Annotated in this window: 11 protein-coding genes; 8 read left to right on the top strand and 3 right to left on the bottom strand. The window is 63.2% G+C overall.

All coding sequences use genetic code 11. The features are described 5' to 3' along the window. Window positions 1-63: 63 nt before the first annotated feature. From QRN22_RS12350 to aceE, 3 genes are all read right to left on the bottom strand, one after another. Window positions 64-2,757, bottom strand: a complete 2,694-nt coding sequence (locus QRN22_RS12350) for a sensor domain-containing phosphodiesterase (protein ID WP_042553893.1) — start codon at window positions 2,755-2,757, stop codon at window positions 64-66. Window positions 2,758-3,088: 331 nt separating this feature from the next. Continuing rightward, the gene (aceF, locus tag QRN22_RS12345) at window positions 3,089-5,077 is read right to left on the bottom strand and encodes a dihydrolipoyllysine-residue acetyltransferase (RefSeq protein WP_042553894.1); all 1,989 of its coding nucleotides are present in this window, start codon (window positions 5,075-5,077) and stop codon (window positions 3,089-3,091) included. Window positions 5,078-5,088: 11 nt separating this feature from the next. Continuing rightward, on the bottom strand, window positions 5,089-7,737 hold the full coding sequence (aceE, locus tag QRN22_RS12340; protein ID WP_042553895.1) for a pyruvate dehydrogenase (acetyl-transferring), homodimeric type: 2,649 nt from the start codon (window positions 7,735-7,737) through the stop codon (window positions 5,089-5,091). Between the two features lie 269 nt (window positions 7,738-8,006). On the opposite strand from aceE, the gene glnE reads away from it, so the two are divergent. From glnE to QRN22_RS12300, 8 genes are all read left to right on the top strand, one after another. Continuing rightward, entirely contained in the window at window positions 8,007-10,952 is a 2,946-nt protein-coding gene (glnE, locus tag QRN22_RS12335) for a bifunctional [glutamate--ammonia ligase]-adenylyl-L-tyrosine phosphorylase/[glutamate--ammonia-ligase] adenylyltransferase (RefSeq protein ID WP_042553896.1), read from the top strand. A 43-nt stretch (window positions 10,953-10,995) separates the two neighbouring features. Then, window positions 10,996-12,027, top strand: a complete 1,032-nt coding sequence (waaF, locus tag QRN22_RS12330) for a lipopolysaccharide heptosyltransferase II (protein ID WP_042553897.1) — start codon at window positions 10,996-10,998, stop codon at window positions 12,025-12,027. 6 nt (window positions 12,028-12,033) lie between these two features. Beyond that, window positions 12,034-13,035, top strand: coding sequence for a lipopolysaccharide heptosyltransferase I (gene waaC, locus QRN22_RS12325; protein ID WP_042553898.1), 1,002 nt, complete (start codon window positions 12,034-12,036; stop codon window positions 13,033-13,035). A 20-nt stretch (window positions 13,036-13,055) separates the two neighbouring features. After that, the gene (locus QRN22_RS12320) at window positions 13,056-14,177 is read left to right on the top strand and encodes a glycosyltransferase family 4 protein (RefSeq protein WP_042553946.1); all 1,122 of its coding nucleotides are present in this window, start codon (window positions 13,056-13,058) and stop codon (window positions 14,175-14,177) included. A 124-nt stretch (window positions 14,178-14,301) separates the two neighbouring features. Then, a complete protein-coding gene (rfaP, locus tag QRN22_RS12315; RefSeq protein ID WP_042553899.1) occupies window positions 14,302-15,138 on the top strand; it encodes a lipopolysaccharide core heptose(I) kinase RfaP in 837 nt (278 codons plus the stop codon). Beyond that, window positions 15,131-15,868, top strand: coding sequence for a lipopolysaccharide kinase InaA family protein (locus QRN22_RS12310; RefSeq protein WP_042553900.1), 738 nt, complete (start codon window positions 15,131-15,133; stop codon window positions 15,866-15,868). Before rfaP ends, QRN22_RS12310 begins: the two co-directional genes overlap by 8 nt. Then, window positions 15,865-16,614, top strand: a complete 750-nt coding sequence (locus tag QRN22_RS12305; RefSeq protein ID WP_042553901.1) for a lipopolysaccharide kinase InaA family protein — start codon at window positions 15,865-15,867, stop codon at window positions 16,612-16,614. Before QRN22_RS12310 ends, QRN22_RS12305 begins: the two co-directional genes overlap by 4 nt. Beyond that, window positions 16,611-18,041 (top strand): lipopolysaccharide kinase InaA family protein, encoded by a 1,431-nt coding sequence (locus tag QRN22_RS12300; protein ID WP_042553902.1) that lies wholly within the window; start codon window positions 16,611-16,613, stop codon window positions 18,039-18,041. The genes QRN22_RS12305 and QRN22_RS12300 overlap by 4 nt, the downstream gene beginning before the upstream one ends. Window positions 18,042-18,048 lie beyond the last annotated feature (7 nt).

Here is an 18,048-nt window from a genome sequence, read left to right as displayed (position 1 = left end):
AGCCATGTTCTCCGAGTCGTTGTTTGGGGTAGACCGCGGCAGCTGACAGACGTTAGGTGCCGTTCAGCGAGTAGGGCGCCGCGGATAGCGCTTGAGGCTTTCTACCAGATCGCGGCCCGCAATGGGACGGTCGAACAGGTAGCCCTGGCCGATATCGCAGTGCTGACGGCGCAGGAAGTTCAGCTGGGCTGGGGTTTCGATACCCTCGGCGACCACCTTGAGCTTGAGGTTGTGGGCCATGGCGATCACCGCGGAGGTGATTTCCATGTCGTCCTGGTTCTCGGGGATATCCTTGATGAAGCTGCGGTCGATCTTGATCACATCGATCGGGAATTTCTTCAGGTAGCTGAGCGACGAGTAACCGGTGCCGAAGTCGTCCATGGCCAGGGTCAGGCCCAGTTGCTTGAGGCGGCTGAGCTGGCTGCGCGTGTCTTCGGTGGCCTCCAGCAGCAACCCTTCGGTGAGCTCCAGCTCGAGCATCTCCGGCGGCAGCTGTTCCTCTTCGAGAATGGCGGCGATCGAGCCGACCAGGTCCGGGTCGCTGAACTGCTTGGGCGACAGGTTGATCGCCACCTGCAGGTTGCCCAGCCCGACTGCGGTGAGCTGCTTGCTCATGCGGCAGGCCTGCCGTACCACCCACTTGCCGATCGGGACGATCAGGCCGGTTTCTTCGGCCACGCTGATGAACTGATCCGGGCGAATCATGCCTTTTTCGGGGTGCTGCCAGCGTAGCAACGCTTCCATGCCCAGTAACTGCCCGGTCTTCAGGCAGAGCTTGGGCTGGTAGAACACCTCCAGCTCGTTCTGCGTCAGGGCACGGCGCAGGTTGTTTTCCACGAACAGCTTGTAGTTGGCTTCGGCATTGAGAACGTCGGTGAACACCTGCAACTGATGCTTGCCGTTGGCCTTGGCCTTGTGCAGCGCAAGACCCGCGTGCTTCATCAGGGTTTGCGGGTCTTCGCCATGTTCGGGTGAACAGGCCAGGCCCACCGAGCCGGTAACGTTGATCAGCTGGTTGTCGACGAACAGGGGTTTGTCGAGGGTTTCCAGCACCTGCTGGGCAATCAGCTGGCCGCGCTCGCTCTGGCAGTTGTCGAGCAGAATGGCGAACTCGTTGCTGGCGAAGCGCGCCAGGGTGCCTTCGGTGCCAAAACTGTTGCGCAGGCGCTTGGCCAGACTCACCAGCAGCTTGTCGCCGGTCTGGTGGCCGAGGGTATCGTTGATACGTTTGAAGTTGTCGATGTCGACCAGCAGCAGGCTGACCGGTGCGCTGCCGCTGCTGGTGAAGCGTCTTTCCAGGGCGCGGATGAAGGCGTAGCGGTTGCCCAGCCCTGTCAGGTTGTCGCTGTAGGCCAGGCGTTCGATGCGCTGCTGGGACTGCTTGGTTTCGGTGATGTCTTCGTAAATGCCGATGTAGTGGGTCAGGGTGCCGTCGTCGGCATGTACCTTGGAGATCGAGAACTGGCCCCAATAGGGCTCGAGGTTCTTGCGCCGGCTCTTGAACTCGCCCTGCCAGCTGTTCTGTTCGGCCAGACCGGATGTGCTGTCGAACAGCAGGTCGCTGAGGTTCTCCAGGGCCGGCAGTTCGGCGAGCTGACGGCCCTGCACCTCGTCGGCGCTGTACTGGGTGATCGCGGTGAAGCTGGGGTTGACGTACTCCACCATGCCATCGCGATTGAGCAGGATGAAAGCGCTGGCACTCTGCTCGACGGCGCGCTGGAACAGGTACAGGGCACTGGTGGCGTTGCGCCGTTCCTGATTGCTCAGCACGTTGGCGTATTGATCCGCCAGCTCGCTCGCGAAGGTGACTTCGTCCGCTTGCCAGATGCGTGGCCCACCGGTGTGTTCCAGGCACAGCACGGCGACCAGCTCGCCGCCAACGCGGATGCTGGCATCGAGCAGGGCGGTGATCGCCTCGGGGCGCAGGTAGTCGTCACGTAGCTCGCAGGTGCGTGGGTCGTTCTCGGCGTCATGGGCGCTCAGCGAGCGGCTTTCCTTGAGCGCACGGAGGTAGCTGGGGTAGCGACGGCCGTCGATCGACAGGGGGATTTCATAGTTGTCCTGATCGGCCAGGTACAGGGCAACGGGGTCGAGTGTGTCGCCGTTGATGTGCCAGATACCTGCCCGGGCCACGCCGTAGATCTCACAGGCGCTACGGGTGATCAGTTCGGCTGCTTCGCGTGTCGGGTCGCTGCTCTGATAGCGCTGGCTGGCCAGGCGTACGATGAGTTGTTGCTGGGCCAGGGAGCGCAATTGATGTTGCTGCAGCTCGGCCTGGCTGCGCTGGAACTGGTCCAGCGTGTCCAACCCCAGGGCGGGCGCGGGTGGCTCGGGTGTCGGCAGGCTGGAGTTATCCGCAGTAGCGTCTTCGATCACCATCAGGTAACCACGCAGCAGGTGCCGTCCGCGTTGCCTGAAGGGCTCGCCGAGCTCCATCAGCTTCAAGGGGCCGCGAGGCGTGTGCAGGGTGTAGTGCACCAGATAGTGGCTGCTTTCGGACAGCTGTAGCTGGATGGCATCGTGCAGCCGGTAGCGCGTTTCCGGCTCCATCAGGCTGGCGTAGGGCGTTTCGACCAGGGTACAGAGATCACCGGCGGGGATGCCGAACTGCTTTTCACAGGATGCATCGAGAAACAGCAGCAACCAGTTCGCCTCGTTCATCCGCTCGAAACGCATCATGCCGAGCCGAGAAGGCACGGGTAGCTGCGTCACGACCTCGGCCGCTGCACGGCTCGCGGCATCGGGATGGCTTTTCATCGAATGGCTGTATCCATCTGCTGGCGTAGGCAAACGCCCGGCATTTTCACTATAGCGCTAACAAGGGGTGTTGCCGTATCTCCCTGGCCGCCGTGAGGCGGTAATGACGCCTAGGTTGCACCATGGTTTGACGGCTGACAAGAAATCTAATGGCATTGTGACGTCTTTCTTTTAACTGGCTGATTTGGAAAGAATAATTATTTCAATTTGAGGTCTTTCCGGGCCTCGCGAGTGCCTGTGAAAGCGGCGCGCATCGCAACGGCGGGCAAAAAAAACCCCGCCTGATCGGGCGGGGTCGAGGTTACGAGCGTGGCGCTCGAAAAAGGTTCGCTTACAGCAGCATGGTGCGGATGTCGTTCAGCACATCGCCCAGGCGCTTGGTGAAGCGTGCAGCGGCTGCGCCATTGATCACACGGTGATCGTAGGACAGCGAAAGCGGCAGCATCAGCTTGGGCTGGAAGGCCTTGCCATCCCAGACCGGCTGGATGGTTGCCTTGCTGACACCGAGGATCGCCACTTCCGGTGCGTTGACGATCGGCGTGAAGCCGGTGCCGCCAATGTGACCGAGGCTGGAGATGGTGAAGCAGGCGCCTTGCATGTCGTCAGCCGAAAGCTTCTTGTTGCGCGCTTTCTCTGCCAGTGCAGCGGCTTCAGCAGCCAATTGCAGCAGGCTCTTCTGATCGACGTTCTTGATCACCGGCACCAGCAGGCCATCCGGGGTATCGACGGCGAAGCCAACGTTCACGTACTTCTTGCGGATGATCGCTTTACCACTTGGCGCCAGCGAACTGTTGAAGTCCGGCAGTTCCTTGAGCAGGTAGGCGCATGCCTTGAGCAGCAGTGGCAGAACGGTCAGCTTCACGCCGGCTTTCTCGGCGACGGCCTTCTGGGCGACGCGGAAGGCTTCCAGCTCGGTGATGTCAGCCGAATCGAACTGAGTCACGTGTGGCACGTTGAGCCAGCTGCGATGCAGGTTGGCGGCGCCGACCTGCATCAGGCGGGTCATCGGCACTTCTTCGATTTCACCGAACTTGCTGAAATCGACGGTCGGGATCGGCGGAATGCCAGCACCACCGGTTGCACCGGCAGCCGCTGCGGCAGGAGCCGACTTGGCCTTCTGCAGCTCGGCCTTGACGTAAACCTGCACGTCTTCCTTGAGGATGCGACCTTTCGGGCCGGTGCCTGGCACGGCGCTCAGCTCGACGCCGAACTCGCGGGCCAGTTGGCGTACGGCCGGGCCAGCGTGCACTTTGCTGCCATCACGGCTTGGCGTGGCTGCCGGAGCGGCCTGCGGTGCAGCCTTGGCAGGTGCCGAACCCTGAACGTTGGCCGCTTTGGCCTGTTCCGGGGCAGCCGCTGGCGCCTGAGCGGCGGCTGCAGGTTTGGCGGCGGCCTTGCCCTGGACTTTCAGAACCAGGATCAGATCACCGGTCTTGGCCTGATCGCCGACCTTGATGGACATGCTTTCGATCACGCCAGCCTTGGGAGCAGGGATCTCCATGCTGGCCTTGGCCGACTCCAGCACGATCAGCGACTGTTCGGTTTCGACGCTGTCGCCAACCTTGACCAGTACCTCGATCACGCCAGCAGCGTCTTCACCGATATCCGGAATACGCACTTCTTCACTGCTTTCGCCTGCCGGCTCTTCAGCTGCCGCAGGAGCGGCGGCTTTGGCTTCGGCAGGTGCAGCGGCGCTCGGCGCGGCAGCAGGGGCGCTGGCCGCCTGCTTGGGCTGTGCACCAGCGGCGCCTTTGAGGACCAGGATCAGATCGCCGGTACCCACCTCATCACCGACCTTGACCGACACGCTCTCCACCACGCCTGCAGCGGGCGATGGAATTTCCATGCTCGCCTTGTCGGACTCGAGGGTGATCAGCGACTGGTCGACGTCGATGGTATCGCCCGGCTTGACCGCTACTTCGATGATGCTGGCCTTGGCGCTGGAACCGATGTCCGGCACTTTGACTTCCTGAGGCTCGGCACTGCCGGCAGGCTCAGCCTGCGGCTCGGCGGCTGGTTGCGCTGCCGCGGCAGGCTCTGCCTGGGCAGGTGCCGGCTCTTGTTCGGCCGGGGCGGCTTCGGCATCGCCTTCCACGTCCAGTTCGAGCAGCTCGTCGCCTTCCTTGAGGTTGTCGCCCAGCTTCACTTTCAGGCTCTTGACGACGCCGGCCTTGGGGGCCGGAATCTCCATGCTGGCCTTGTCCGACTCGAGGGTCAGCAGGCTTTGGTCGGCCTCGATGCGGTCGCCAACCTTGACGAACAACTCGATGACTTCACCCTCACCACCGCCGATGTCGGGTACGCGAATCAATTCACTCACAATGCGTCTCCTCAGCAGTCCAGTGGGTTGCGTTTTTCGGGGTCGATACCGAACTTGACGATGGCTTCGGCCACTGCCTTGCGTTCGATCTGACCACGATCGGCCAGCGCTTCGAGCGCAGCCAGAACGACCCAACGGCGATCCACTTCGAAGAAGTCACGCAGTTTGCGGCGGCTGTCGCTGCGGCCGTAACCGTCGGTACCCAGTACCTTGTATTCCTTGACCGGAACCCACTGGCGAACCTGTTCGGCGAACAGCTTCATGTAGTCGGTGCTGGCAATGACCGGGCCCTGACGGCCGCTCAGGCATTGCTCGATATAGCTCTTCTTGGGTTCCTGTTCCGGGTGCAGGCGATTGCTGCGCTCCACGGCCAGGCCATCGCGACGCAGTTCGTTGAAGCTGGTAACGCTCCATACATCGGCGCCGATGTTGTAGTCGTTGCGCAGGATTTTCGCCGCTTCGCGAACTTCGTTGAGGATGGTGCCGCAGCCCAGCAGTTGCACGTGATGGGCGGCTTCCTTCTTGTCCTCTTCGAGCAGGTACATACCCTTGATGATGCCTTCTTCGACACCTTCGGGCATGGCTGGCTGCTGGTAGTTCTCGTTCATCACGGTGATGTAGTAATAAACGTTTTCCTGCAGGGTCATCATCCGGTGCGTGCCTTCGCGCATGATCACCGCCAGCTCGTAAGCGTAGGTGGGGTCATAGCTGCGCACGTTGGGGATGGTGCTGGCGAGGATGTGGCTGTGGCCGTCCTCGTGCTGCAGACCTTCGCCGTTCAGCGTGGTACGGCCGGAGGTGCCGCCCAGCAGGAAACCGCGGGTCTGGCCGTCGCCGGCAGCCCAGGCCAGGTCACCGATACGCTGGAAGCCGAACATCGAATAGAAGATGTAGACCGGCAGCATCGGCGTGTTGTAGTTGCTGTAGGCGGTACCGGCAGCGATGAAGGAGGAGAACGCACCAGCCTCGTTGAGACCTTCCTGAAGGATCTGGCCGTCCTTCTCTTCGCGGTAGTACATCACCTGGTCGCGGTCGACCGGCTCGTACAGCTGGCCGACTGGCGAGTAGATACCCAGCTGGCGGAACATGCCTTCCATACCGAAGGTACGGGCCTCGTCAGCGAGGATCGGCACGATGCGGCTGCCCAGCTCCTTGTCCTTGACCAGCGACGCGAGGATGCGACCGAAGGCCATGGTGGTGGAGATTTCGCGGTCGCCCGAGCCATCCAGAACGGCCTTGAGGGTTTCCAGCGGCGGCGTCGGGATGCTGATGTTGCCGCGGTTACGCTGCGGCAGGTGGCCACCGAGCTTCTCGCGGCACTTGCGCAGGTATTTCATTTCCGCGCTGTCTTCGGCCGGGCGGTAGAACGGCAGTTCTTCCAGCTGCGAGTCGTTCAGCGGGATGTCGAAGCGATCGCGGAATTTCTTCAGCGACTCGATATCGACCTTCTTGGTGTTGTGCGCGGTGTTCTTCGCTTCGCCGGCACCGGTGCCATAACCCTTGATGGTCTTGGCCAGGATGACGGTCGGCTGACCTTTGTGGTTGACCGCCTGGTGGTAGGCCGCATAGACCTTGTACGGATCGTGGCCACCGCGGTTGAGGTTGAAGATTTCCTCGTCCGACAGTTTCTCGACACGCTTGAGCAGTTCCGGGTCGTGGCCGAAGAAATGCTTGCGCACGTAGGCGCCGTCTTTGGCCTTGTAGTTCTGGTACTCGCCGTCGATCGCCTGATCCATACGGCGCTGCATGCGGCCGTCTTCGTCCTGGGCGAACAGCGGATCCCACATGCGGCCCCAGATGACCTTGTTGACGTTCCAGTTGGCGCCGCGGAACACGCCTTCGAGTTCCTGGATGATCTTGCTGTTACCGCGAACCGGGCCGTCGAGGCGCTGCAGGTTGCAGTTGATGACGAAGATCAGGTTGTCGAGGTTCTCGCGGCCGGCCAGGGAGATGGCGCCCAGGGTTTCCGGCTCGTCGGTCTCACCGTCACCGATGAAGCACCAGACCTTCTGTTTGCCGGCCGGGATGAAGCCGCGGTTTTCCAGGTACTTCATGAAGCGTGCCTGGTAGATCGCGGTGATTGGGCCCAGGCCCATGGATACGGTCGGGAACTGCCAGAAGTCCGGCATCAGGTGCGGGTGCGGGTACGACGACAGGCCGCCACCGTCCACTTCCTGACGGAACTTGAGCATCTGCTCTTCGCTCAGGCGGCCTTCCAGGAAGGCGCGTGCGTAGATGCCGGGAGAAGCGTGGCCCTGATAGTAGATCAGGTCGCCGCCATGCTCGTCGGTCGGCGCCTGGAAGAAGTAGTTGAAGCCGATGTCGTAGAGGGTCGCACTGGAGGCGAAGGTGGAGATGTGACCACCCAGATCCGGATCCTGCATGTTGGCGCGCATGACCATGGCCAGAGCGTTCCAGCGAACGATCGAGCGGATGCGGCGTTCCATGAACAGGTCGCCCGGCATACGCGCTTCGCGGGTTACCGGGATGGTGTTGCGATAGGGGGTGGTGATCGAATAGGGCAACTGCGTGCCGCTACGAGTGGCCAACTCACCCAGGCGCGTCATCAGATAGTGGGCACGGTCTTCGCCTTCCTTGTCGAGGACGGATTCCAGTGCGTCCAGCCATTCCTGGGTTTCGATTGGATCGAGGTCTTGCATGGCTTGCTCCAGAGCGGAAAGGCTTCCAGAATCGGAAGCCAGGATGCGTGGCCGGCTTTTTGAGCGGGCACATTAATTCTTGGATATACCGGTTGGGTAGATCCGGCTTTGTGTAGTTTTACTACATTTCGCTGGCGATTTCAGCTCTTCCGAACGATTGAGTAATACCAAAACTACAATCAAATCAGGCGTGAGCCAGACGCGGCGAGCCTTCGCAGGGGCTTCGCCGGTTTTCCAACAGGCCCGTAGCCCGCCGAAAAGGATAGACCATGAGCTTGCCCGCGCTGGTTTCTTTACCCGCTATCCTCCAGCCGCTGGCTCAGCGCGCCGAACAGTCCCTGACCCAGGCCTTCAGCCAATTGTCTGCCGAGGCGGCCGCCAGCTTCGCTGCCTGGCCGCCGTTGCGCAGGGAGCAGCTGCAGCGGGTGGCGGCTGCCAGTGACTTCGTTACCCAGCAGGGGCTGCGTGATCCGCAGATGCTTCTCGACCTGGCCGATAGTGGCGAGCTGGAGCGTCGGCTGGCAGTTGGTGAGTTGCGCGGGCAGTTGGCCGAGCAACTGACCGAGTGTGCTGACGAAAACGCGCTGGCACGCAGCCTGCGGCGCTTCCGTAACCGTCAGCAGGTGCGCATCATCTGGCGAGATGTCAGCCGTCAGGCGGACCTGGTGGAAACCTGTCGCGATCTTTCCGATCTGGCCGATGCCTGCATCGACCTGGCCTATCAATGGCTCTACCCCAGGCATTGCGAGCAATTCGGCACGCCGGTCGGGCGCCGCACTGGCGAGCCCCAGCACATGGTCATTCTCGGCATGGGCAAGCTCGGGGCTTTCGAGTTGAACCTGTCGTCGGACATCGATCTGATCTTCGGCTATCCGGAAGGTGGTGAAACCCAGGGGGTCAAGCGGCCGCTGGACAATCAGGAGTTCTTCATTCGCCTGGGCCAGAAGCTGATCAAGGCGCTGGATGCCATTACCGTCGATGGTTTCGTGTTCCGCACCGACATGCGCCTGCGCCCCTATGGCTCTTCCGGTGCGCTGGTCTTCAGTTTCAACGCGCTGGAGCAGTATTACCAGGACCAGGGGCGAGACTGGGAGCGCTACGCGATGATCAAGGCGCGGGTGGTCGGCGGTGATCAGGAGGCCGGCGCGCAGCTGCTGGAGATGCTGCGCCCGTTCGTCTATCGGCGTTACCTGGACTTTTCGGCGATCGACGCGCTGCGCACCATGAAGCAGCTGATTCAGCAGGAAGTGCGCCGCAAGGGCATGGCCGAGAACATCAAACTCGGTTCCGGCGGCATCCGCGAGGTGGAGTTCATCGCCCAGGCCTTCCAGCTGATTCACGGCGGGCGTGATCTGAGCCTGCAGCAGCGCTCGCTGCTCAAGGTGCTCGATACCCTCAAGGGGCAAGGCTATCTGCCGTCGCAGGCGGTCGACGAACTGCTCGCCGGTTATGCCTTCCTGCGTTACACCGAACACGCCCTGCAGGCCATCGATGATCGGCAGACGCAAATGCTGCCGGACAACGATGAGGGTCGTGCACGGGTAGCGTTCATGCTCGGTTTCGCAGGCTGGGAAGCCTTCCACGAAAGGCTGATGCACTGGCGTGGGCGGGTCGACTGGCACTTTCGTCAGGTCATCGCCGACCCGGACGAAGATCAGGACATCGGCGAGGAACCCATGGTCGGTGCCGCCTGGCTGCCACTATGGAATGACGATCAGGATGAGGAAGCCGCCTGCCGGCAGTTGGGCGAAGCCGGCTTCGCCGACGCCCAGGGCGCCTGGCAGCGCCTTGTGGGGCTGCGCAACGGCAATCAGGTGCGCGCCATGCAGCGCATCGGCCGTGAGCGCCTGGATGCCTTCATCCCGCGACTGTTGGCCGCGACGGTCGAGCAGGAGAAGCCGGACCTGGTGCTCGAGCGCGTACTGCCGCTGATCGAAGCGGTGGCGCGGCGCTCCGCCTATCTGGTGCTGCTCACGGAAAACCCCAATGCACTGCTGCGCCTGCTTACCCTGTGCGCAGCCAGCCCGTGGATCGCCGAGCAGATCACCCGTTTTCCGCTGTTGCTCGACGAACTGCTCAACGAAGGGCGGCTGTTCAGCCCGCCCCAGGCCCCGGAACTGGCTGCCGAGCTGCAGGAGCGGCTGACGCGCATTCCCGAGGAAGACCTGGAACAGCAGATGGAAGCCCTGCGCCATTTCAAGCTGGCCCACGGCCTGCGTGTGGCTGCATCGGAAATTGCCGGTACCTTGCCGCTGATGAAGGTCAGCGATTACCTGACCTGGCTGGCCGAAGCCATTCTCGATCAGGTGCTGGCCCTGGCCTGGCGGCAGATGGTTGCCCGGCACGGTACGCCGCAGCGGCCCGACGGCAGCCTGTGTGCGCCGGACTTCATCATCGTCGGCTACGGCAAGGTCGGCGGTATCGAGCTGGGCCATGGCTCCGATCTGGATCTGGTGTTCATCCACGATGGTGACCCCCAGGCCGAGACCGATGGCGCCAAACCCATCGATGGCGCGCAGTTCTTCACCCGCCTGGGACAGCGCATCATCCATCTGCTGACCGCGCAGACCAACTCCGGCCAGCTCTACGACGTCGACATGCGCCTGCGGCCTTCCGGCGCCGCTGGCTTGCTGGTCAGTTCCTTGGGCGCCTTCCGGCGTTATCAGGAAAGCGAAGCCTGGACCTGGGAGCACCAGGCGCTGGTGCGAGCGCGGGTGCTGGTGGGCTGTCAGCGGGTGGCCGCGGCATTCGCCGAGGTGCGCATCGCCGTGCTGGCCCGTGAACGCGACCAGGCCAGGCTGCAGGCCGAGGTCAGTGAGATGCGCGCGAAGATGCGCGACAATCTCGGTACTCGGGCCACCGCTGCCGGCACTGCGCCGATAGCCTTCGACGCAGCGGCGGCGTTCGATCTCAAGCAGGACGCCGGAGGTATCGTCGATATCGAATTTATGGTGCAATACGCGGCTCTGGCGTGGTCGAAGCAGCACCCGGTACTGCTCGAATTCACCGATAACATTCGCATTCTGGAAGGCCTGGATCGGCTCGGTCTGCTCCGCGATGGCGAGGCGACCCTGCTGCAGGACGCTTACAAAGTCTACCGCTCTGCAGCCCATCGTCAGGCGTTGCAGAAACAGCCTGGGGTAGTGGGTGGCGACCAGTTTCACGAGCACCGACGCAATGTGATGCGTATCTGGCGTGAACTGGGCCTGAATTGATGGCCGCCGCTCGCCGTCGGGCTTCTCTATCGATACTGAGCTTATGAATATTCTGATCATCGGCCCTTCGTGGGTAGGCGACATGGTGATGGCGCAGACATTGTTTCAATGTCTTAAAGTTCGCCATCCCGATTGCGCCATCGACGTGCTGGCGCCGGAATGGAGTCGGCCGATACTCGAACGCATGCCCGAAGTGCGCGAAGCCCTGAGCTTCCCCCTCGGCCATGGCGTACTGGAGCTGGCTACGCGCCGGCGCATCGGCAAGTCGCTGGTCGGCCGCTACGACCAGGCAATACTCCTGCCCAACTCGCTGAAGTCGGCGCTGGTACCGTTCTTCGCGGGTATCCCCGTGCGTACCGGCTGGAAAGGCGAGATGCGCTACGGCCTGCTCAATGACGTGCGCCGCCTGGACAAGGCCCGCTACCCGCTGATGATCGAACGCTTCATGGCACTGGCCTATGCGCCTGGTGCGGAGCTGCCGCAGCCTTATCCCCGGCCTTCGCTGAGTATCGATCCGGCTACCCGGGATGCGGCGCTGGCCAGCTTCGGCCTGACCCTGGACCGTCCGGTTCTGGCCCTGTGCCCAGGCGCCGAGTTCGGTGAGGCCAAACGCTGGCCAAGCGAGCATTACGCACGTGTCGCCGAGCACAAGATCCGTGAGGGCTGGCAGGTCTGGCTGTTCGGCTCGAAGAAGGATCACCCGGTCGGTGAAGACATCCGTTCACGGCTGATCCCGGGGCTGCGCGAGGAAGTGGTCAACCTGTCCGGCGAAACCAGCCTGGCTCAGGCCATCGACCTGCTGTCCTGCGCGGCTTCGGTGGTCTCCAACGATTCCGGGCTCATGCACGTGGCGGCGGCGCTCAATCGCCCGCTGGTGGCGGTGTACGGCTCGACTTCGCCGCAGTTCACGCCGCCACTGGCCGATCAGGTGGAGGTCATCCGCCTTGGTCTGGAGTGCAGCCCCTGTTTCGAACGCACCTGCCGCTTTGGCCATTACAATTGCCTGGTGCAGCTCGAACCACGCGTCGCCAATGAGGCGCTGGATCGGCTCGTCACTCATCCGGTCGAGGTATAGCGCCGGATGCGAGTGCTGTTGATCAAGACTTCGTCGCTGGGCGACGTGATCCATACCCTGCCGGCGCTGACCGACGCGGCCCGAGCCATTCCCGGTATCCGTTTCGACTGGGTAGTGGAGGAGGGCTTCGCCGAGATTCCGGCCTGGCACCCGGCGGTTTCCCAGGTGATTCCAGTCGCCATCCGCCGCTGGCGCAAGCATCCGCTGCAGACCCTGCGTAGCGGTGAGTGGTCGCGCTTCAAGCAGCGCTTGCGCGACACCCGCTACGACCTGGTGATCGATGCCCAGGGCCTGCTCAAGAGCGCCTGGCTGACCCGCTACGTCAAGGCACCGGTGGCCGGCCTGGACCGCAACTCTGCTCGTGAGCCGATCGCCACGCGTTTCTATGATCGCCGCTACAGTGTGCCGCGTGCCCAGCATGCGCTGGAGCGTACACGCCAACTGTTCGGCCAGGCATTGGGCTACAGCGTGCCCGCCGGTCTGGGTGATTACGGTTTGGATCGCGGCCAGCTTGCAGATCCGTCACCTCGCCCTTATCTGGTATTCCTGCACGGCACGACCTGGGCGAGCAAGCACTGGCCGGAAGCCTACTGGCGTGAGCTGGCCGAGCAGGTCAGCGAACAGGGTTGGTCGATTCGCCTGCCCTGGGGCAACGAGGTGGAAAAGGCGCGAGCCGAGCGTATCGCTGCAGGCATCGAGGGTGCAGCCGTGCTGCCGAAACTCAACCTGGCCGGCGTTGCCAAGGTGATCGCTGGTGCCCAGGCATGCGTCGCCGTGGACACCGGGCTCGGTCACCTGGCTGCCGCGCTGGATGTGCCTTGCGTGTCGCTGTACGGGCCGACGTTGCCCGGCCGCGTGGGCGCCTACGGCCGTTCGCAGATCCATCTGTGTGCCAGTGGCCCGGATGCCGGCAAGGGCGATCGCGACAAGCCGTGTTTCGATGATTTGCTGCCGCAGCGGGTGTTCACCGAGTTGCACGCGCTGCTGCTGGATATGGGGATAGACTGATGCCACAGAGCGAAGGGCCGATGCGCCTGGCTTTCATCCTCTACAAATACTTTCCTTTTGGCGGCTTGCAGCGCGATTTCATGCGCATCGCGCTGGAGTGCCAGGCCCGCGGTCACAGCATCCGCGTGTACACGCCGATCTGGGAAGGCGAAGTGCCGGAGGGCTTCGAAGTGGTCGTCGTGCCGGTCAAGGCGCTGTTCAACCATCACCGCAACGAAAAGCTCACTGCCTGGGTCCAGGCGGATCTGCGCCAGCGCCCGGTCGATCGCGTGGTCGGTTTCAACAAGATGCCGGGGCTGGACGTGTATTACGCCGCCGACGGCTGTTTCGAAGACAAGGCGCAGACCTTGCGCAACCCGCTGTATCGCCGCTGGGGCCGCTACAAGCACTTCGCCGAGTACGAACGGGCGGTATTCGCCCCCGAGTCGCGCACCGAAATTCTGATGATCTCCGAGGTGCAGCAGCCGCTGTTCGTCAAGCATTACGCCACGCCGGCCGAACGCTTCCACCTGCTGCCGCCTGGTATCTCCCTGGATCGCCGCGCGCCGGCCAATGCTGCCGAGATCCGTGCCGAGTTCCGCCGCGAGTTCAAGCTGGCCGATGACGACCTGTTGCTGGTGCAGATCGGCTCCGGCTTCAAGACCAAGGGGCTGGACCGCAGCCTCAAGGCGTTGGCCGCTCTGCCCCCGGATTTGAAAAAGCGCACCCGGCTGATCGTCATCGGCCAGGACGACCCCAAACCGTTCCTGCTGCAGATCACCGCACTGGGCATTGGCGATCAGGTGCAGATCCTCAAGGGGCGCAGCGACATCCCGCGCTTCCTGCTGGGCGCCGACCTGTTGATTCACCCGGCGTACAACGAAAATACCGGTACCGTGCTGCTGGAGGCGCTGGTAGCGGGTTTGCCGGTGCTGGTGACCGATGTCTGCGGCTACGCCCACTACATCCGTGATGCCGATGCCGGTTGCGTGGTGCCCAGCCCCTTCGAGCAGAATGTGCTGAACCGTACCCTCGCCGAGATGCTGGCGGATGCCGAAGGTCGCGCAGCCTGGCAGCGCAATGGCCTGGCATTCGCCGATAGCGCCGATCTGTACAGCATGCCTCAGCACGCTGCCGATGTGATTCTGGCGCCGCGTTCGTGAGCGAATCAGCCGATCTGGCAGCCATTGGCCATGCCGCCGCGTCGTTAGGCGCTCGCGGCCGTTTCAACGGGTTATCGTCACCTGCAGCAATCGCCGCGAGCGCGCGGCTCCTACAGGGGGGCTTATGCGCCTGATCCTTGCTGAACCGTTCAAGTCCCTATGGGCCGGCAAGGATGCCTTCGAAGAAGTAGAACGCCTGCAGGGCAAGGTCTATCGAGAGCTGGAGGCACGCCGTACGCTGCGTACCGAGGTCGACGGCAAAGGCTACTTCGTCAAGATTCACCGTGGTGTTGGCTGGGGCGAGATCCTCAAGAACCTCGCCACTGCCCGCCTGCCGGTGCTCGGCGCCGGTCAGGAATGGAAGGCCATCGAGCGCCTGACCGAGGCGGGTGTGCCGACCATGACAGCCGTGGCGTATGGCGAGCGCGGCAGCAACCCGGCGCAGCAGCATTCCTTCATCGTTACCGAGGAGCTCGCGCCGACGGTCGACCTCGAGCAGTTGACCCTGGGCTGGGCGCAGCAGCCACCGCAGCCAGGGCTGAAGTGGCCGCTGATCCGTCGCGTCGCCGACATGACCGGACGCATGCACGCTGCCGGGGTCAATCACCGCGACTGCTACATCTGCCATTTTCTGCTGCATACCGACAAGCCGTTCAGTGCCGCAGATTTCCGGCTGTCGGTGATCGACCTGCACCGTGCCCAGTTGCGTCCTGCGGTGCCGCGGCGCTGGCGCGACAAGGACCTGGCCGGGTTGTACTTTTCGGCGTTGAATATCGGCCTGACGCAACGCGATTTCCTGCGTTTTCTCAAGGGCTATTTCGCGGCTGCCGGCAGTGCCCGCCCGCTGCGCCAGATCCTGCGTGACGAAGCCGCACTGCTGGCCTGGCTGCAGCGCAAGGCCGAGCGCCTGCTTTCGCGTTATGCACGCAAGTATGAAACAGGGGGCAGCAGCCATGAGTGAGTGGCGCGTTACCGCGCTGGCGACCCCAGAGGCTGCCAGGGCCTTTGCCAGCCTGGATGCCGTGTTTGCCCTGCAGGGCGAACCGATCACCCGTGACCCACTGTCGGACGTGATCCGCGTGGAGTTCGACGGGCTGCGCTATTACGTCAAGCGCTACCATGGCGCGGGTAAGGGCGCTCGACGCTTCATCGGCAGGCCGCGGGTCAAGGCCGAGTGGCAGAACCTCAAGCATTTCGCCGCCTGGGGCATTCCCACTGCGCCGATCGCCGCCTATGGCCTGGAGCGCAAGGGCAGCGCATTCGACCGTGGCGCGCTGATCACCCAGGAACTGGTCGACACCATGGATATGTCGCGCCTTGCCGACAGCAACGACGCGCGCCTGCGTGATCGTGCCTGGGTCGAGGATGTCAGCTGCCAGTTGGCCAAGGCCACGCGTACGCTGCACGACCACCACTTCGCGCACAACGATCTGAAGTGGCGCAACTTGCTGGTCGACGAGCACCGTCGCCTATATTTCATCGACTGCCCAACCGGCGCATTCTGGTGGGGGCCTTTCCTGCGCCGGCGTATCGTCAAGGACCTGGCCTGCCTGGACAAGGTCGCCAAATACCACCTGTCGCGCACTCAGCGGCTGCGTTTCTATCTGCAGTACCGGCGCCGCGAGCGTCTCAACGACAGCGACAAGCAGCGCATCGGCCAGATCGTCCGCTATTTCGAGGGAAGAGAATGAAGGACTACATCGACAGCGAGGATCGCTCGCTGCTCGAACGTCACGAACTGGCCAGTTTCGAGGCGCTGTGGGCGCTCGAGCTGCACGCGGTAGACGAGCCCAACAAGGCGCCCCGTGGCGGCTGGAGCTCGGTGTACCGACTCGATCTGGATGGTCGTGGCTATTACCTCAAGCGCCAGAGCAACTACCTGACGCGCAGCTTGGAACGCCCACTGGGTGAGCCGACCCTGTCGCGCGAATTCCGTAGCATTCGCCGCTACAGCCGTCTGGGCATCCCGGCCATGAGTGCGTCGTTCTACGCCGAGCGGCGCATCGCAGGCGAGCGCAGGGCGATTCTGTTGACCCGTGCACTGGATGGCTGGCAGGACCTCGACAGCTGGTTGCCGGGCTGGACGGCGCTCGCTGCCGAGCAGCGCCTGGCCATCGTCAACGCCTGTGGCGTGCTGGCCCGTCAGGTGCATGAAAAAGGGCAGTTGCACGGTTGCTTCTACCCCAAGCATATCTTTCTGCAACCCTGTGGCGATGGCTTCGCTGCGCAACTGATCGATCTGGAGAAGACGCGTCCGCTGTTCTTTGGCGAGCGTGACCGAATCAAGGATCTCGAACCTCTGTTGCGGCGTACCAATCCCTGGAGTGATGAGGATACGGTCGCGTTCCTGGCTGCCTATCTGGGCAGCGAGCAGAACGTGGATCATTGGTTGCAGCGCCTGACGGCGCGTTTCAAGGACAAGGCTCAGCGCCCATGAAACTCGCTTTTCTGACCGACGCGGGCCGTAGCCCCGAACTGCCGCTGCTGATCGAAGCGCCGGCAGGCCATACTCTCGAACTGCACAGCCTGCTGCGTGTGCTGCCCGGTCAACGCTATGTGGGCCGGGCGCAATGGCAAGGGCGTGCGGTGCTGGCCAAGTTGCTGGTCGGCGGCAAGGCCGAGCGGCATTACGCCCGCGAACTGCAGGGCGTCCAGTTGCTGGCGCAGCAGGGCCTCAGCACGCCCCCCCTGCTCGAGCATGGATCGATCTCCGGGGAGGGCGGCTGGCTGCTGTTCGAGTTCCTCGAGAGCGCTCGCAGCCTGGCTGACGACTGGCAGGCGGTGGCCGATCAGCCCTGGCTGAGTGATGCTCAGCAGCAGGTGTTGGGCGAGGCCCTGGCAGTGATCGCCGAGCTGCACGGCAAGGGGCTCTGGCAGGAGGACCTGCATCTGGACAACCTGCTGCGTCAGGATGGCCGCCTGTTTTTGATCGATGGCGGCGGAATCCGCGCCGAAACGCCGGGGCAGCCGCTGTCGCGAGACAAGGTGCTGGCCAATCTCGGGCTGTTCTTCGCGCAGTTTCCCGGGGCCATCGACGGCTTCGTCGAAGAGCTGCTGGTGCATTACCTGCTGGTCAATGGCGAGCATGCCCTGCCGCTGGAGGCACTGCTCAAGGCCGTGAGCAAGGCGCGGGCAACGCGCATGCAGGCGTTCATGGCCAAGATCGAGCGTGATTGCACGGCCTTTCGAGCCTCCAGCAGCGCCTCGCGCCTGCAGGTAGTGCGGCGGGAAGACGATGCGCTGCTGGCGCCGTTGCTGGCCGACCCGGACGCGGCGATTGCCGCAGGGCAGCCGCTCAAGCTGGGCGGCTCGTCCACCGTGGCCCGGGTCGAGCAGGCTGGTCGACAGCTGGTCATCAAACGCTACAACATCAAGGGCTTCGGGCACTGGCTGAGGCGCTTCTGGCGGCCGAGCCGTGCCTGGCACAGCTGGTGCGAGGGCAATCGTCTGGATTTCCTCGGCATTGCCACGCCCAAGCCACTGGCCGTGCTCGAGCGTCGTACCCTGTGGCTGCGCCGTCAGGCTTATCTGATTACCGAACACACGCCGGGTGTGGATATAATTGCCCGTTTCGCGCCCTACCAGGCAGACGAGTTGCCGCCCGAGGCGGATCTGCAGGCGCTGGAGAGCGTGTTCGCCGCATTGTTGCGTGAGCGCATCAGCCACGGCGACTTCAAGGGCAACAACATCCTGTGGCAGGCTGGCCGCTGGGCGCTGATCGATCTGGATGCCATGCAGCACCATGACAGCGCCAGCAGTTTCAAGGCCGCCTATGCTCGGGATCGCGCGCGTCTGCTGCGCAACTGGTCGGCACAGAGCGCCCTTTACCAGGAGCTGGACCGGCGTTTGCCGACTATCACCTGAGCCCGCT

This window comes from Pseudomonas sp. MEJ086 (assembly GCF_030209025.1).
In the GTDB taxonomy this organism is placed as follows: Bacteria; Pseudomonadota; Gammaproteobacteria; order Pseudomonadales; family Pseudomonadaceae; genus Aquipseudomonas; species Aquipseudomonas fulva_A.
This window is presented reverse-complemented; position numbering and strand designations above follow the sequence as displayed.

Excerpts from the sequence above, each read along its gene's own strand:
- glnE (WP_042553896.1), top strand. The coding sequence starts at position 8,007 with ATGAGCTTGCCCGCGCTGGTTTCTTTACCCGCTATCCTCCAGCCGCTG.
- QRN22_RS12300 (WP_042553902.1), top strand. The coding sequence starts at position 16,611 with ATGAAACTCGCTTTTCTGACCGACGCGGGCCGTAGCCCCGAACTGCCG.
- QRN22_RS12350 (WP_042553893.1), bottom strand. The coding sequence starts at position 2,757 with ATGAAAAGCCATCCCGATGCCGCGAGCCGTGCAGCGGCCGAGGTCGTG.
- aceE (WP_042553895.1), bottom strand. The coding sequence starts at position 7,737 with ATGCAAGACCTCGATCCAATCGAAACCCAGGAATGGCTGGACGCACTG.
- waaF (WP_042553897.1), top strand. The coding sequence starts at position 10,996 with ATGAATATTCTGATCATCGGCCCTTCGTGGGTAGGCGACATGGTGATG.
- waaC (WP_042553898.1), top strand. The coding sequence starts at position 12,034 with ATGCGAGTGCTGTTGATCAAGACTTCGTCGCTGGGCGACGTGATCCAT.
- QRN22_RS12310 (WP_042553900.1), top strand. The coding sequence starts at position 15,131 with ATGAGTGAGTGGCGCGTTACCGCGCTGGCGACCCCAGAGGCTGCCAGG.
- QRN22_RS12320 (WP_042553946.1), top strand. The coding sequence starts at position 13,056 with ATGCGCCTGGCTTTCATCCTCTACAAATACTTTCCTTTTGGCGGCTTG.
- QRN22_RS12305 (WP_042553901.1), top strand. The coding sequence starts at position 15,865 with ATGAAGGACTACATCGACAGCGAGGATCGCTCGCTGCTCGAACGTCAC.
- rfaP (WP_042553899.1), top strand. The coding sequence starts at position 14,302 with ATGCGCCTGATCCTTGCTGAACCGTTCAAGTCCCTATGGGCCGGCAAG.